The sequence below is a fragment of the Sorangium sp. So ce131 genome (genome assembly GCF_051519095.1).
Classification (GTDB): domain Bacteria; phylum Myxococcota_A; class Polyangia; order Polyangiales; family Polyangiaceae; genus Sorangium.
The window spans coordinates 7,718,978-7,734,173 of record NZ_CP150455.1 but is presented as its reverse complement, the minus strand read 5'-3'; the positions used below and the strand labels follow the sequence as shown (position 1 = coordinate 7,734,173).

Annotated in this window: 10 protein-coding genes; 4 read left to right on the top strand and 6 right to left on the bottom strand. The window is 70.4% G+C overall.

Translation table 11 applies throughout. The features are described from left to right. Nucleotides 1-166 precede the first annotated feature (166 nt). Together WMF43_RS28155 and WMF43_RS28150 are read left to right on the top strand one after the other, a co-directional pair. Nucleotides 167-979 (top strand): DUF3995 domain-containing protein, encoded by an 813-nt coding sequence (locus WMF43_RS28155; RefSeq protein ID WP_437669186.1) that lies wholly within the window; start codon nucleotides 167-169, stop codon nucleotides 977-979. A 6-nt stretch (nucleotides 980-985) separates the two neighbouring features. Then, the gene (locus WMF43_RS28150) at nucleotides 986-1,597 is read left to right on the top strand and encodes a TetR/AcrR family transcriptional regulator (protein WP_437669184.1); all 612 of its coding nucleotides are present in this window, start codon (nucleotides 986-988) and stop codon (nucleotides 1,595-1,597) included. 53 nt (nucleotides 1,598-1,650) lie between these two features. Here the strand turns inward: WMF43_RS28150 and WMF43_RS28145 are convergent, their stop codons facing one another. The 5 genes from WMF43_RS28145 to WMF43_RS28125 all read right to left on the bottom strand — a co-directional run bounded on the left by WMF43_RS28145 (nucleotide 1,651) and on the right by WMF43_RS28125 (nucleotide 8,086). Further along, nucleotides 1,651-3,021, bottom strand: coding sequence for an RsiV family protein (locus WMF43_RS28145; protein WP_437669183.1), 1,371 nt, complete (start codon nucleotides 3,019-3,021; stop codon nucleotides 1,651-1,653). A gap of 491 nt (nucleotides 3,022-3,512) precedes the next feature. Beyond that, the gene (locus tag WMF43_RS28140; RefSeq protein WP_437669181.1) at nucleotides 3,513-4,226 is read right to left on the bottom strand and encodes an ABC transporter ATP-binding protein; all 714 of its coding nucleotides are present in this window, start codon (nucleotides 4,224-4,226) and stop codon (nucleotides 3,513-3,515) included. Continuing rightward, nucleotides 4,201-4,971: an ABC transporter ATP-binding protein gene (locus WMF43_RS28135; protein ID WP_437669179.1), complete on the bottom strand. Its 771-nt coding sequence runs from the start codon at nucleotides 4,969-4,971 to the stop codon at nucleotides 4,201-4,203. The genes WMF43_RS28140 and WMF43_RS28135 overlap by 26 nt, the downstream gene beginning before the upstream one ends. Further along, complete coding sequence (locus WMF43_RS28130) at nucleotides 4,971-5,939, bottom strand: branched-chain amino acid ABC transporter permease (RefSeq protein WP_437669178.1); 969 nt, start codon at nucleotides 5,937-5,939, stop codon at nucleotides 4,971-4,973. Before WMF43_RS28130 ends, WMF43_RS28135 begins: the two co-directional genes overlap by 1 nt. Then, nucleotides 5,936-8,086 (bottom strand): ABC transporter substrate-binding protein, encoded by a 2,151-nt coding sequence (locus WMF43_RS28125; RefSeq protein WP_437669176.1) that lies wholly within the window; start codon nucleotides 8,084-8,086, stop codon nucleotides 5,936-5,938. The genes WMF43_RS28130 and WMF43_RS28125 overlap by 4 nt, the downstream gene beginning before the upstream one ends. A 1,410-nt stretch (nucleotides 8,087-9,496) precedes the next feature. On the opposite strand from WMF43_RS28125, the gene WMF43_RS28120 reads away from it, so the two are divergent. Together WMF43_RS28120 and WMF43_RS28115 are read left to right on the top strand one after the other, a co-directional pair. Next, entirely contained in the window at nucleotides 9,497-10,945 is a 1,449-nt protein-coding gene (locus WMF43_RS28120) for an amidase (RefSeq protein WP_437669175.1), read from the top strand. Between the two features lie 500 nt (nucleotides 10,946-11,445). After that, entirely contained in the window at nucleotides 11,446-11,778 is a 333-nt protein-coding gene (locus tag WMF43_RS28115) for a hypothetical protein (RefSeq protein WP_437669173.1), read from the top strand. A 135-nt stretch (nucleotides 11,779-11,913) separates the two neighbouring features. Here the strand turns inward: WMF43_RS28115 and WMF43_RS28110 are convergent, their stop codons facing one another. Continuing rightward, nucleotides 11,914-15,186, bottom strand: a complete 3,273-nt coding sequence (locus tag WMF43_RS28110; protein WP_437669171.1) for a protein kinase domain-containing protein — start codon at nucleotides 15,184-15,186, stop codon at nucleotides 11,914-11,916. Between the last annotated feature and the right edge of the window lie 10 nt (nucleotides 15,187-15,196).

Genomic DNA, 15,196 nt, shown 5'->3' with positions numbered 1-15,196 from the left:
CGAACGGCCACGCGCTCGATCCGAGCGCCGCGCCATGATGGCGGATGCCCAGGTGCGTCTCGTCCCCCACCCAGGTGCGCCTCGTCCCCACCCCGGCGCTCGGCTCCACCAGAGCTTGCCAGAAACAAACCATACCGTATGGTTTGTTTCGAAGGTGAGGGTGCTCATGGATTCGCTTCTCTCGAGCGCAACGGTCATCGCCGGCGTCACCGCCGCGATTCATGCATTCGTCGGTGGTCCTGAGGTTCTTCCTCCGCTGCATCGCGCGCGGGTGGATCGGCTCGTGACCGCCACGCACGAGCTTTGCTGGCACGGCGTCACCGCGACGCTCGCGCTCATGGCCGCCGGGCTGGCGTTCGCGTGGGCGAGGGGAGGGGAGGCCGCGCTGATCGTGCCTTTCGCCGTCGCCGCGCTCAGCGTCCTGTTCGGGGGCATCGCGCTGGTCCTCGGCGTCTCCCGGTTCGGGACGCCGTTCGCGATGCCGCAGTGGGTGCTCTTTTTCCCGCTCGCGCTCGTGTGCGCCCTCCGGGCGGCTGGCGTTGTGGTCCGAGCGGGGGACCTGTTCGCCTGGATGTCGGGCGGGATCCTCACGGCGCTCGCGGCGCTGCACGTCTACTGGGGTCTCGGCGGCGCCTGGCCCGGGGACGCGCGGCACGACAAGGTGGAGATCGTGGTCGGCTTGCCGAAGGGGAGCCGCTTCCCGTCGCTCGGCCTGTGCCTGCTCGTCGCGTTCCTCCTCCTGTCGTCCGCCGCGCTCGTGCTGGGGCAGCGGTACGGCCGCGGCGCGCCGGCCGCCCTGCTCCGGCTCGGCGCGTGGGCCGCCGCGCTGGTGCTCGGGGCGCGGGGCCTCGGCGGCTTCTTCGAGGCTCGCCTGCGGCCAGCCACCCGCGCGCTGCCGTACCATCGCATGAACCGCCTCGTTTATTCGCCGCTCTCGCTCGCCCTCGCGGCCATGGTCGCGGGCGCCACGCTCGACTGACCCCCCATGGCGCGCACCTCGAGGAACGACTGGCTGGATCAGGGGCTCGATCTGCTCCGCGACGGCGGCGAGGGCGCGCTGACGATCGAGAGCCTCTGCGCGAGGCTCGGTCGAACCAAGGGCTCTTTCTATCATCACTTCCAGGACATCGCGGCGTTCCTGGACGCGCTCCTCGCGCGCTGGGAGGAGCGGCAGACGTCGGCGCCCATCGACCACGCCGAGGGCGGCGGAGCCCCGGAGCAGAGGCGGCAGCGGCTCGGGGAGGTCGTGAAATCGCTGGACGGCCGGCTCGAGATCGCCGTGCGGGCGTGGGCGCTCCGCGACGAGCGCGCCGCGGCCGTGCTCCGGCGGGTCGACGCGCGCCGCGTCGACTACCTGGCGTCCCTGTTTGTCGCCGAGGGGCGCGCGCGCGACGCCGCCTTGCTGCTCGCGCGGCTGGAGTACGCCGCCTTCATCGGCGCACAGCAGCTCTTCTCCGACCTGCCGGCCGAGAGCCAGAGCGCGCTCGAGCTCGCCCACGAGCGCGCTCTCGAGCTGCTCGCAGCGGACCAGGAACCCGCGAGCGCGTCACGCGGCCGGGGGCCTGCACGAAAGACCCGCGCGCGTACGCGCTCCTAGGTCCTGGGCTCGCGCCCAGCGGCGCTGCGGCGGGGCGCTCGAGCTCACCCCGGTCAGCGGAACAGGACATCTGCGACGGCCTTGTCGAACAGCGGGTAAACGTCCGCCGCCTGGAGCTGCACGGTGAACGTCCCGGCGGCGTAGCTGGCCAGCTCGTAATCGCCGAAGTGGACGGCGAGCCCTTGATCATTGACGCAGAGGTCGGTCCCCTCCGAGATCTTGCCTCGCTCGACGGGGAAGCCGTTCGCGCGCGCGCGCTGGACGTTCGGATCCCGGTCGAGCGCCTGGGCGACGAGGGTGTCGAGCTGCGCGCGGGCCGCGGGCTTGATGTGCTGGTACAGCCGGAAGACGCGGCCGGAGGTGGTGTCGAGGACGACGCAGTCGCTCTCGTGGTAGTCGTGCGCGCCGCCCTGATAGCTGCTTTCACTGAACCTCAGCCCCACGTGCCCGCGCCGCACCCCGGTGACCGAGTAGGTCCGGTTTCCGGACCAGGAGCCGAGGCCCGCCTGCGCCATCGCGGCGGCGCCGTCGCACCAGTCGTCCGACAAGGCACCTCGGCCGAGCTCGTCCAGCGCGCGGTTGGCCGAGCGCTCCAGCGCGTTCTTCCCCGTCCCTGCGAGCTGCGGGACCACGGTCGAATAGGAGCATTCCTCCAGGTCCGCCGAGCGGCGCACCGGATAGATGCGGACGGTGCCGCCGACGCGTACGATGTCGACGAAGCTGGACGGCGAGGGGAAATCGAACGAGAGCGTCTTCGACTCATCGGGGCTCCACCACGTCCCGAGCACCCGGGCAGGGCTGACGAACACGCCTTTCAGCTTGCCCGTCAGCGCGCCAGCCTCGTTGCGCTCCTCGAGCACGAAATCGCCGTTCTCCGTCACGCTCCCTGAGAGCAGCAGGTCCTGCGACGCGTTCCCGTACCGGTAGAGGCCGGTGACCGCCGCTCCGTCCTTCTTCAGCTTGAACCAGAGGATCCGGCTCTTGCCGAGCGTGCCGGCCAGCGCCGCCTCGTGCTTGAGCGCTCCCCGGAAAGGCCGCCGCTGCCGTCCGTTCAACGCGAGGGTCAGCTCCCCCTCCTTTTCGAAGGCGCCTGAGACCACCCCGTCCGGCTGGACGCTGAGCGAAAGGCGGGAGGGTCGCGGTCCGGCGCTCGAGAGGGCGCCCCGGTCCCCGGAAAACGCGCCCTCGAACCGGAGCTCCACGCGCTTCGCGCTGCTCCCTCGCGGGGTATACCCGAACCGCGCGTTGCCTTGCGCGCCTGTCCACTCGAGCACGAGATCGAACGGTGCCCCATCGCCCAGGGTGCCTTCGTAGACGGCATAACGAAGCCCTGCGTAGGGCGACGAGGGCGTGCCGGGCCCGACGGCTGGCGATGAGGGCGCGCCCGGCTCGACGGTTGGCGAGGGGGTTGCGCTGGGCTCCACGGCACCGCTCGCGCTCGGAGCGGCCTGGCCCGCAGCGACCCCGGTTGAAGCCGGGCTGGCCGCGCCGTGCTCGGCGCCGCTCCTCGCGGTCGCCGCCGAGCGCGGCGCGACCGGGCGCCGCTGCTCCGCCTCGTGCCGCCGCGGGACGCTCGCCGGAGCGCATGCGGCCATCAACAAGACACACCCGATCCCGGCCCGAGCTACGTGGCAATTCATCCAAAAGGCCACCGTAGCACCGGCCGTTCCCCCATCCCAGCGCCGTATCGCCCAGGTTCACCGAGGCTCCACCAAGACCGTAGGCCCTCGGAGAGGGTGCTCGTGGCGCGGGGTGGGGGATGGGCCGATGTCTGAGTCGAGCAGAGTGTGCCTCCGGCTCCGCCGGAGGTGCACTCTGCTCGACGAGTTCGGCGGGGCCCCCACCCCGCGCCACGAGCACCCTCTCCGAGGGCCGCGCCGCCCGGCAAAACCTCAAGCCCTTGGGCCCCCGCCGCTCACACCCCCAGATAAGCCTTCCGCACTTCCTCCCTCTTCGCCAGCTCCCGCGCCTCCCCTTCCAGGTGGATACGCCCCTCCGCCAGCACATACGCGTAGTCGCTCACCGCCATGGCCATCGCCACGTTCTGCTCCACGAGGAGCATCGTCAGCCCCTCCCGCTTCAGCCGTCGCAGCGACTCGAACAGATCGAGCACCAGCCGCGGCGCGAGCCCGAGCGACAGCTCGTCGAGCATCAGCACCTCCGGCTCCGCCATCAGCCCGCGGGCCACGGCGACCATCTGCTGCTCGCCGCCGCTCAGCGTGCCCGCCTTCTGGCGGCGGCGGTCCGCGAGGCGCGGGAACATCTCGAACACGCGCTCCAGGTTGCGCCGCTTCCGCGGCTGCGCGCGCCTCGAGAAGGCCCCCATCTCCAGGTTCTCGTGCACCGTCATGTCGGCGAACAGCTGCCGCCCCTCCGGCACCAGCACCAGCCCCTCGCCGGCGCGGGCGTGCGCGGGCAGGCGCGTCACGTCGCGGCCCGCGAAGACCACCGAGCCGCGCCACGCCGGGAGCAGCCCCGTCACCGCGCGCAGGAGCGTCGTCTTGCCGGCCCCGTTCGACCCAACGAGCGCCGTCAGCTTCCCCGGCTCGAGGCGCAGGCTCACCCCCCACAGCACCTGCACCTCTCCGTAGCCCGAGGCCACGTCAGTCACGTCGAGCGCGGTCGCCATCCGAGCCTCCTTCCAGCAGATCCTGCGCGAGCTTCGGGTCGCCCAGGTACGCCTCGATCACCTGCGGATCCTCGGCCACCTCCCGCGGCGTCCCCCGGGCGATGAGCTTGCCATAGTCCAGCACCACGATCCGGTCGGAGAGGCTCATCATCGCCTGCATGAGGTGCTCTATCATCAGGATCGTGACCCCCTGACCGCGGATGTGGCGGAGCGTGTCGATCATCCTGGCCACCTCGGCGGGGTTCAGGCCCGCGAGCACCTCGTCGAGCAGGAGCAGGTAGGGCCGGGCCGCGAGCGCGCGGGCCAGCTCCAGGCGCTTCTTCTGCGCCACATTCAGGCTGCCGGAGAGCTGCGAGGCCCGCTCGGCGAGGCCCACGAGGGCGAGCACCTCGTCCGCGACCCGGGCCGCCGCGGCGCGCCCGTGGCGCTCGCGGCCGTAACAGGCGCCGAGGATCACGTTGTCGCGCACCGTGAGATCGTGGAGCGGCCGCACGATCTGGAAGGTGCGCGCCAGCCCGAGCTGCGCCACGCGGTACGGCGGCCGCCCGGTGATGTCCTGTCCGCGAAAGACGACGCGGCCCTTCTCCGGCGCGTGCACGCCGCTGATCACGTTGAAGAGCGTCGTCTTGCCCGCGCCGTTCGGCCCGATCAGGCCGAGGATCTCCCCCTCCTCGACGGCGAAGGCGACGTCGCTCAGCGCCAGGAGGCCGCCGAAGCGCTTCTCGATCCCTTGCACCGCGAGCATCACTCGAGCACCCCCCGCGCGCGCGGCAGCCGGGCGCGCAGCCAGCCGACGACCCCGGAGGGCACGAAGAGGACGATGAGCAGGAGCACGACCCCGGCGAAGGCCAGGTGGAGATCCTTGAAGAGGGGGCTCGTGAGCAGGAAGCTGCGCAGCCGGTCGTACGTGGCCGCCCCCAGGACCGGTCCGAGCGCCGTCCCCGCGCCGCCGAGCATCACCATGACCAGCGCCTCGATCGACATGTGCAGCCGGAAGGCGTCGCCCGGCTCGACATTGCCGTTCTTGAAGAAGTAGAGCGTGCCGACGACGCCCGGGAAGAACGCCGAGAGCACGTAGGCGAGCGTCTTCAGCCGCGGCGTGTTCACGCCCATCACGAGCGCCGCGTCCTCGTCCTCGCGGATGCTGAGCAAGCCGAGCCCGAACCGCGAGCCCTTCACCAGCAGGCTCACGACCACCACCGAGATCGCCACCGCGAGGAGCAGGGCGTACGTCAGCCACAGCGCGCTGGCCGGGCCGCCGTACTCGCCGTAGACGGAGAAGTTGATCGACATGCCCGTCGCGCCGCCGAAGGGGGAGAAGTTGTTCACGAAGGCCCGCGCCGCCTCGTTGATGCCGATCGTGGCCAGGGCGAAGTAGGCGCCCCGCAGGCGCAGGATGGCCGCGCCGAGCACGCCGGCGAGCGCCGAGGCGGCGAGGCCTCCGGCGAGCATCGCGAGGTAGAGCGAGAGCCCCCGCTGGCTCAGGAGATAAAAGCCGGTGTACCCGCCCAGCCCGAAGAACACGATGTGGCCGAAGCTCACGTACCCCGCATAGCCGAGCAGCAGGTTCAGGCTGGAGGCGAGCGCGATGAACGTCAGCAGGGTGAACATCGTCTCGCGCAGCGTGTCGTCGCGCGTCGCGAGCGGGACGACGCCCGCGACCAGCACCAGGAGGGGCGTCAGCCAGAAGGCAGGGTGTCGGTAGGCGCTCATGTGCGGGCTCCAAATAGGCCGCTCGGGCGGACCAGCAGCACGAGGACGAACAGGGCGAACTCCACGACGGGCACCCAGCTCACGGGGAGGAAGATGGGGATGAGCCCCTCCAGCATGCCCAGGAGGAGCCCGCCGGCGAGCGCCCCGATGGGGTTGCCGAGGCCCCCGAGGACGCCGATGACGAACGATTTCAGCTGGTACGACTCGCCGCTCAGGATGGTGAACGGGAAGAAGGTGGCGATGAGCCCTCCGGCGACCGCCGCGAGCATCGTCCCGAGCCCGAAGCTGAGCCCGAGCACGCGGGAGGACGGGATCCCCATCAGCTCCGCCGACGCGCGGTTGCTCGCGACCGCGCGGATCGCCATGCCGAGCCGCGTCCGGCGGAGGAACAAGGTGAGGGCCGACGCGACCAGGACGGCCATGAGCGCCGCCATGAGGCGCGTGCCGGGGAGCGCCACCGGGCCGAGCCGCGCGGTGCCGAGGGAATAGTCGATGTTGCGCGGGGTGGTGGTCAGGAAGGCCGTGCCCAGCCCGATGAAGATCATGTTGACGGCGAACGTGGCCAGGAGCGTCGTCAGGTGGTGTGGCGCGTGGATGACCCGGTGCACGGCCACGGGGTAGATCAAGAGGCCGAGCAGGAGGCCCGCGCCGGCCACCGCGAGCAGCCCGACATAGGGGTTCAGCCCGAGGTGCGTGAACAGGAAATAGCTCGCGAACATCCCGAGGGCGATGATGGCCCCGTGGCTCAGGTTGATGACCCGCATGATCCCCCAGATGAGGGTCATCCCCATGGCCGCGATGCCGTACACGAACCCGAGCATGAGCCCGTCCACGACCGACGTGAGCAGCTGATTGACCCCGGCGCCCGCCTGCGCGCGCGCGGGGTACAGCGGCTCCGCCGCCCTGGCGTCTTCCGGCCAGACGACCCGCTTGACCAGCTTGCCTTGCTCATCCTTCTGCCACTGGATGTACACCATCTCGTGGCCGATCTGGCGCCCGTGCCGCTTCGCGCTGGTGTCGTATTTCGTGTGGCCGAAGAAGGTCAGCATGTCCGTGCCGTCGAGCGCCGCCTTGACCTTCGCCGTGTCCAGCGAGCCGGCCCGCGCGATCGCCTGCTCCAGGACCAGCCCCGCCGCGTACCCGCCCGCGCTGTGGTAGGACGGCGTGTCGCCGAAGCGCGCTGTGTACCGCGCGACGAAATCGCTCACGGGCGGCCCGTACCAGGCGAGGTTCGCCGCCCTGGCGGCCTCGGCGCTGTACCTCACGCCGGGCTCCCACTGGCTCGGCCCGATCACGCCGAGCGCCGCCCCGCCCAGCTCCCCGAACCTCGGCTCCGGCGGCGCGACCAGGAGCGCGATGAACTTCGCCCGGATGCCCTTCTCCGAGAGCTGCCTCGCGAAGGTGCTGCTGTCGGCGAAGTGGCCGCCGCCCATGATGGCGTCGACGTCACCAGGCATCCTGTTGATGAACGGCGCGAAGTCCGTCGTGCCGGTGGCGTAGCCCTCGAAGAGGACGACCTCGTAGCCCTTGCTCGCGCCGTAGTCCCTGGCCGCCGTGGCCACGTCCGTGGAGAACTTGTCGCGCTCGTGGACGATCGCGACCTTCTTCGCGGAGGCGTCCAGGCTGGCCAGGAGATCGAAGGCGCCGGCCAGGTAACGGCTCGCGGGCGTGTACGTCATGAAGGCGAGCGTGTAGCCCTTCTCGTGCGTCGAGTCCGACGAGGCGCCCGTCGTGATCATGACGCGGCCGTACTGCTCCGCGATGACGGCCGCGGCGTCCGTCAGGCCGCTGCTGTACGGGCTGATGAGGAAGTCGGCCTTATCTTCGTTGATCAGCCGGGTGTAGAGCTGCTGGACGCGATCCTTGTTGCTCTCGTCATCATAGAACCTGATGTCGAGCGCGACGGCGCTGCCGTCGGCCAGCCGGATGCCGCCGGCCTTGTTGACATCGTCCACCCACATCCTGATGCCGTTGGTCTGGCGGGTCGACTCGACGTTGACGTTGCCCGTCAGCGACGCCGTGAACCCGAGGATGGCCGTCCTCGACGGGGCCGCGGCCGTGCCCTGCGCAGGCTGCCCTCGCGCAGGCGAGGGCGCGCCCCACGCGATCGACATCAGCGTCAAGAGGAACACCACGAGCTTCCGCATGGCGGCATCCTACACGGGGAGCGCCGCCGCCGAGGAGGCGCCGCCCGCGGTCGCGCGCGGCGGTCGCGCCGGCTCTTCTTGGCATCCCCGGCTCGCTCTGCTTCCCTCGTCTCGCCAGACGTCGCGCGCGCAAGACCCTAGCAGGTCTCGCGCGCCCGCTTCCGACGCGGGCATCGGGGCCTGCCAGTACGGGGGCACCAGCGCCTCATGCCGCTGCCGAGCATGCCGGGATGGTATGGTGATGTGTGTGTTTGTCTCCTTTGGCTGCCGCCGACGTCGGCTCACCGGCCGGAGGTCACGGCGGTGGGCGAACGCGCGAGCGTCCCCCGGAGACGTCGGTGCGTACTGCGGCACGCGGATCGATACGAGTGAGGGACGTGATCGATAGGAGGCGTCGGCGGACCCAGCCGTGGATCGGCTCTTGCTATCTGGAGGAGGGGAGGAGGGGAGGAGGGGAGGAGGGGAGGAGGGGAGGAGGGGAGGAGGGGAGGAGGGGAGGAGGGGAGGAGGGGAGGAGGGGAGGAGGAAGGGAAGAGGGAGGAGGCAGGTCGACGCCGCCCGGAGCGGCGTCAGCGAGGTGCCGCCGCGCCTCGCCGTCGCGCCCAGGGCGATGAACGGGAGGCGACTATGCAACTCCGCCGCCACCGGCGCGGCACCGCCGCGCGGGCGGCGTTGCAAGGTGCGTGTCAGGGAGGCAGGATTGCCGCGGGCGCTCAGGGAGGGAGAAAGAACTCTGGCCCATCCAAAAGTGTGGTAGGCAAACTTGCATCGGAGCCCGCTTTGCTATAACATTCAAAGTATCGCCCAGATCTAACAAAACTTCGACTTTCATCGGGTCAAACCCGAACGACGCGCATTGCCTATGCGTGTGCTTCTACTGCTCGGCTAGTACAACGGTCGCGGAGGACAACCCCCGCGCAGCGTCATTACGATCCGCAAAGAAAATTTCGTTCGCGGCGGATATCGCGATGACGTTCAGAGGAATCAACGGGCTCGCTCGATGGTATCGCATCGCCCGCGTCGCGGCGGCGGTGCGGGTCGTCGGGCGTGACGGGCGCCATCTTCGAGCCTCCGTCGCGTGGAGCGCGCCGATTCCTTGTCTAGCCGAGCGCTGATTCGTGGTCCTCGCGAGCTGTGATCTCGAGGCCCCGAGTCCGATCACGACGGCGGAGATTCAACCGACGCACGGCCCATATCCTGGAGCGAGAAGGAGCCATTCACGTGAAAGACAATACTCGTTTGGGCATCCGGTGGGCTACGGCCATCCTCGTCGGAGCCGTTCTCGGCGCCCCCGGCACCAGCCACGGCGCGGCCGGTCCCCTCGGCCCTTACGATATAGATGTAAGCGAGCTCACGGTTTCGGGGATCCAGAGGGCGTACAGGACCCGTCGATTCACGGCAGAGGCCCTCGTGCAGGCGTACCTCGCCAGGATCGACGAGTACGAGGCGTCCTACAACGCCTTTACATCCATGAACCCCAACGCGCTCGCGGAGGCGCGCGAGATCGACAGGAGGCGAAGGAACGGCGAGGTCCTCGGCCCCCTGGCGGGGATCCCCGTCGTCATCAAGGAGTCCATGGACTACGTCGGCTTGCCGACGACGGCTGGCTGGGCGCCGCTCAGCTCCCAGGCGGCGGGCGGCATCGATCTGTTCCCGATCAAGAACTCGGTCGTCGTCGCTCGGCTCATCAACGCGGGGGCGATCATCCTCGGGAAGACCAACATCCCGGCGTTCAGCGACGACGGCACCCGGGCGAACAGCAGCTGGGCTGGCCCCACGTACAATGCCGTGGACAGGGGCCTGGTGCCAGGGGCGAGCAGCAGCGGCTCGGCCACGGCCGTGGCCGCGAACTTCGCCGTGCTGGGCCTCGCGGAGGAGACGGGGGGATCGATCCAGAACCCCGCCGGCGCGCAGAGCCTCGTCGGCATCAAGACGACGTTCGCCCTCGTCCCCACGACGGGCATCGTGCCGCTGGCGGCCAGCACGAGGGACGTGGTCGGCCCCATCGCGAAGACCGTTCATGACGCCGCCGTGTTGATGGATGTCCTCGCGGGCTATAGCCCGGACGACCCCAAGACGAGCGCCGCCATCGGGAAGCTGCCCCCGAACGGTTACACGAGCCAGCTGAGCAAGACCGCCCTCTGCGGGAAGCGGATCGGGTTGTACGGCCAGGGCTGGCGCCTCAACGCCCTGTCCCCGGAGACGCAGGCGCTTTACGACGCGGCCGTCGAGGAGCTCGAGATCGAAGGCGCGACCGTCGTCGAAGATCCCTTCATCGGGAGGGGGTTCGCCGATCTGGCTCTGGCCGGCGAGCCCTACGACATGCGGGGGACCGAGTCGGTCGCCTACGACTTCCAGCAGTACCTGAAGGGGGTGACGTACCAGGGGGTGGTGGTGGGCTCGATCGACGGGCTCTCGGCCATCACAGGGGTCTCCCCGTTCGCGCAGAACGGCGGTCCGCTGGCCTGGTACGTCGACAAGCTCCCCGTGCTGGCGTCCTCGCTGAGCCACCCCGACGACGCGCCCGACCTGTCCGGCTTCTGGTCGCTGCGGGACCAGTACCTGAACACCTTCAACTCCGTCATGGAGGACAACGATCTTGACGTCCTGGTGTTCCCGCAGACCTATGACACGATCCCCGCGCTGATCGGCGATGGCACCTATCCGGCGACCGCGGAGTCTGCGATCAACATCGCAGCTTTGCCCGGGGTCGTCGTGCCTGCTGGTCAGTACAGCGATGGAGCCCCCTTCAGCTTGATCTTCATCGGTCCTCGCTGGAGCGAGGCCGCGTTGCTGGGGCTCGCTTACGACTACGAGCAGGCGACCCATCACCGGATCGAAGCCGAGCTGACGCCGTAGCCGGCGCACGGCAGGTCGCTCCCGGAGCGACACGGGAGCGAGACCGGCGCCCGCCGCCGAGCATCACGCCCGGCGGAGCGCCGGAGCAGCCACCACGACCCGGCCGCGCCGCAGCGCGCATTACGCACCCGCGCCGCGGCGTGCACGACGCAGCCGCGCCGCGGCGCGGTTCGACCGCGATCTCCTCCCTGCCTCGACCGCCAGGCGCGGCGCCCGCTGCACTGCCCCGATCGTCAAGGTCCCGGCCGCCCCTTGTGCTCGTGGCGTTGTGGTATGATGTGTGCATGAGCTGGAGTGCCGGTGAGCACCACGCGAGCTCGCGATGCCGGGCGATGTTGAACGGGTGAGAAATGCGCGCCGCTGGTCGGAATTGTACCGGCATGAGACAACCAGCGAATACCAACAAGGCGTGTGCGGAGACTGAAAGGGCGGGCGACGGGGGCGCTCTCGGTGGAGACGACTCGCGCCATCGGGAGAGGGCAGTCGCGCCGCGCCATCCGTTGTCGTGGGAGGCGCGGGCGACGGCCGCGCGGGGAGGTGCGGCGTCGAAGATCGCGAGGTTCTCGGCGGCAGCGGTGTTCGTCGCGCTCGTGACCTATCTCGGCGTGGGGGTCGGCGCGAGCGGGTGCGGCGACTGCACGAGCGGTGTCACGTGCGAAATCGCGTCCGAGTGCCCTTCCTGGAACTACGTGTGCACCAACGGGGAAGCAGGGGTGGCCGAGGGGTGCTCGGGCAGCGGATGCTGCCGAGAAGGGACCGATCTCTGCGGGGAGATATGCGAGCAGTTCGGCGCCGAGATCGAGCGTTGCGCGCTCTGGACCGAGTTCGAGTGATGCAGGCCGCCGGGATATCCCGGCGCGGTTAGCCGGCGCGGCGCGAAGCCCGCGCCGCGCGCCGCGAACACCCCACCGCGGTACGACGGAGGTCCTCCACGGGGCTCGCCGCTCGCGAGCCCTGGAGGTGAGCCCTCACGCGCCGCCGCCCGCCTCCACCCAGATGGGCTCGGGGTCGTCGAACCCCTTGAGCCGGAACGCCCCCGCGCGGCGGAAGCCCGCGCGCGCGGCCTCGGGCAACGCGGCGATCGCCGACCGCGAGAGCGTCACCAGGCCAGGGTTCGGCAGCGTCGCGCTCGCGCGATCGGCGCCCGGCTCCTCCGCGCGGTCGTCGTCGGTGACCGCCTCGATCCGGAAGAGCCGGTGGACCTCCGTGCCGATGACGTCGTGATCGCTCATGCGCACCGGACCCCAGTGGATGACGATGCGCAGCTGCGCGGGATCGTCGACCGCGAGGCGCAGCGTGCGGGCCGCCTCGAGCGCGCGGGCCACCGTGGGATAGACCGCGAGGTAGCCGTCGCCGACGCCCTTCAGCAGGCGGAGGTTCGCCGAGCTGCGGAGCGCGCCGCGGAGCCGCTGGAGGTGGTCGACGAAGCCGGTGTCGCCGAGGTCGCGGATCATGCGCGTCGACCGGACGATGTCGATGAGCAGCATCGCCACCTCGACCCGGTTCGTCAGCTCCGGCTCGACCCGCCGCGCGGCAGGGAAGAGATCGAGCAGCGCGAGGTGGAGCTCGTCCCAGTGGATCCGCTCGAGCTCGGCGCTGAGGCGCGCGAAGGCCGGGGAAGCGGCGATCGCCCGCCGCGCGGCGTCGACCGCCTCGCCGTCGGCGACGTCGGCCGCCAGGCGATCGAGCAGCGAGAACACCGCCTCGGCGATCTCCTCGTCGGCGTCCGGACGACGGAAGAGCTCGCGCTGGACGTCGACCACGAGGTCCGCGTGCCGGGGCCAGGGCTCCCCGTGGCCGATGACGACGTGCCGGATCGCGTTGAACCGGCCGCCGCCGGGGAGCGGCTCGATCAGCGCGCGGAGGGAGGGGTGGAGGAGGTAATACCGCGAGCGCGGCAGCTCGTGGCGCGAGCCGATCACCGCGTCGTGCGGTTGGCGGAAGCGCTGGACCTGGCCCCCGGCCGCCCGATCGCCGCCGAGGACGCCGAGCAGGCCGCACTCGAAGAGCTCGCGGAAAGGGTGGTAGACGTCGTCGGAGGTCCGGCCGTGCGCGTCGAAATACGCGCGATCGACCCCGTGAAAGCGGCACCAGACCTCGACCACCTCGTCGTACGTGAGCACGTCGCAAGGGAGCAGGCCGAGGAACTGATCGCGCTTGTCGCGGTGGCAGAGCACCTCGAGGAAGACCCGCATCTCGTCGAAGATGTTGGCGACGAGGAGGCCGGCGCTGGTGTCCTGCACGATCCGCGTGAACGTCCGCTCGTCGAGGGCCCGGCGGTTGCGCGAGATCTCCGAGGCGAGGATCACGAGGTCGCGCGGCCGCCCGAGCGTGTGGCGGTAGAGGAAGTCGACGGCCCGCTCGCCGCGCGCCGAGCGCCCGGTGCTCACCACGTCGAGGTGGATGAACTCGCGGAGCGGCAGCCGCTCGTAATAATAGGTGAGCTTCTCGAGCAGCTCGAAGAGCTCGTGTTTGGCGTAGCGCAGCGTCGACGTCGCGCCGAAGAGGTTCGTCTTGATGTCGGACTCGTAGGCGGAGAACGCCTCCTCGCGGATCGCGGCGAAGATCTTGACGTGCCGGTTGGCGTTCATCAGGTCCCACGCGGCCTCGATCATCCCCGCTTGCATGTGGATCCAGGCGGCCCGCGGCAGGCGCCGGAGCGCCTGATCGAGCTTGTCCACGAAGATGTACGTGCCGCTGTGCAGCGAGCGCAGCCGCCGCTCGAGCGGGCCCTCCATCGCGTCGATGACCTGGTTGATCTGGCGGACGGTCAGCGACAGGAGCTCCTTCACCACCATCGTCGGCTCGACCGGCCGGCCCTCGAGGAACCCGCGCAGGCCCCGGGGGAGCGGCGCGAGGTCCTCGGGATCGCCGACGAGGGAGGGGTGGTACGAGACGATCGACAGGCGGAAGCTGAAGCTCCAGAGCCGCTTGCACTCGTAGAGCCCCGACATGAGGTCGGATCGGGTCTGGTCGACGCTGGCCAGGTCGCCCATCAGGTCGAGGTAAGGCCGGCCCTCCGGGATGAACTGCACGGCGGCGTGGCGGCGGTCGCGGCCGGTCGCCGCCAGGTAGATGTCGCTGAGGACCGAGCGCTTGTACGTGAGCAAGAGGGTCTTGCCGAGCCCCTTGCTCCCCGAGACGAAATGCTTGTTGGCGCTGTCGAGGAACTCGCGGACCACGGCGTTCTTGAACGTCAGGTCCTTGAGGGCGCCGATGTCGATCTGGTTGGCGTCCGAGGCCCAGCTCTGGTGGTGCGTGGCCTCGGGCTGGATCTCGAGGGGCTTGTCGACGACCGGCTCCGGCGGGCGCCCGGCGAGGGCCCGGAGCGCCTCGAGCAGCTCGCGGGCCGAGGCGAAGCGGCGGTCGCGGTCGCGGTGCGTCGCGCGGGCGAACCAGGCGTCGAAGCCGCCCGGAACGTCGGAGAGGCGCGAGGGCGCGAGCGGGGTGACGTTGCAGATCTGGTGGACCAGCTCGAAGAGCGAGTCGCCGCGGAAGGGCCGGCGCCCGGTCAGGCACTCGTAGGCGATGACGCCGATCGACCACAGGTCGGCGCGCAGATCGACCTCGCGGGCGTTCGCGAGCTGCTCCGGGGCCATGTAGCTCACGGTGCCCAGCGTGGAGCCAGCGTCGGTCTGCGGCGTCCCCTTCGGGTCGAGCCCGAGATCCCCGAGCTTGACGACCCCGAAGTCGAGCAGCTTGCAGAGCGGGCGCTCCTCGTCGTCGACGAGGAAGATGTTGGCCGGCTTGAGGTCGCGGTGGATGACGTTCGAGGCGTGGGCCTTGCCGATCGCGCTGCAGACGTCGCCGAGGATCGCGACCGTCTCGGCGTAGGAGAGGGGGCCGCGGGCGAGCCGGTCGGCCAGGTCCTCGCCGCGGAGGAGCTCCATCACGATGAACGGCGCCCGCGTGGCCGCGTCGATGTTCTGGTCGAGGATCTGGACCACGTTCGGGCCCCGCAGCCGCGCGGCGGTCTGCGCCTCGCGGAGGAAGCGGGCCCGCGCCTTCTCCGTCCCGACGATCGCCGGATCCATCAGCTTGAGCGCGACCTGCGCGCCGAGGTGCGTGTCGGTCGCCCGGAAGACCCGGCCCATGCCCCCTTTCTTGAGGAGCTCCTCGAGCCGCCAGCGCTCGCCGACGACATCCCCCTCGCCAAGGTGGCTCCGGGACCCGGGCGATCCGCGCTCGCCAGCGGAGGACACCCAGGGATCGTCCGACGGGCGGGCACCCTTGTCTGACATGTCGTTCAGC

Excerpts from the sequence above, each read along its gene's own strand:
- WMF43_RS28130 (WP_437669178.1), bottom strand. The coding sequence starts at position 5,939 with ATGAGCGCCTACCGACACCCTGCCTTCTGGCTGACGCCCCTCCTGGTG.
- WMF43_RS28155 (WP_437669186.1), top strand. The coding sequence starts at position 167 with ATGGATTCGCTTCTCTCGAGCGCAACGGTCATCGCCGGCGTCACCGCC.
- WMF43_RS28140 (WP_437669181.1), bottom strand. The coding sequence starts at position 4,226 with ATGGCGACCGCGCTCGACGTGACTGACGTGGCCTCGGGCTACGGAGAG.
- WMF43_RS28135 (WP_437669179.1), bottom strand. The coding sequence starts at position 4,971 with ATGCTCGCGGTGCAAGGGATCGAGAAGCGCTTCGGCGGCCTCCTGGCG.
- WMF43_RS28125 (WP_437669176.1), bottom strand. The coding sequence starts at position 8,086 with ATGCGGAAGCTCGTGGTGTTCCTCTTGACGCTGATGTCGATCGCGTGG.
- WMF43_RS28150 (WP_437669184.1), top strand. The coding sequence starts at position 986 with ATGGCGCGCACCTCGAGGAACGACTGGCTGGATCAGGGGCTCGATCTG.
- WMF43_RS28110 (WP_437669171.1), bottom strand. The coding sequence starts at position 15,186 with ATGTCAGACAAGGGTGCCCGCCCGTCGGACGATCCCTGGGTGTCCTCC.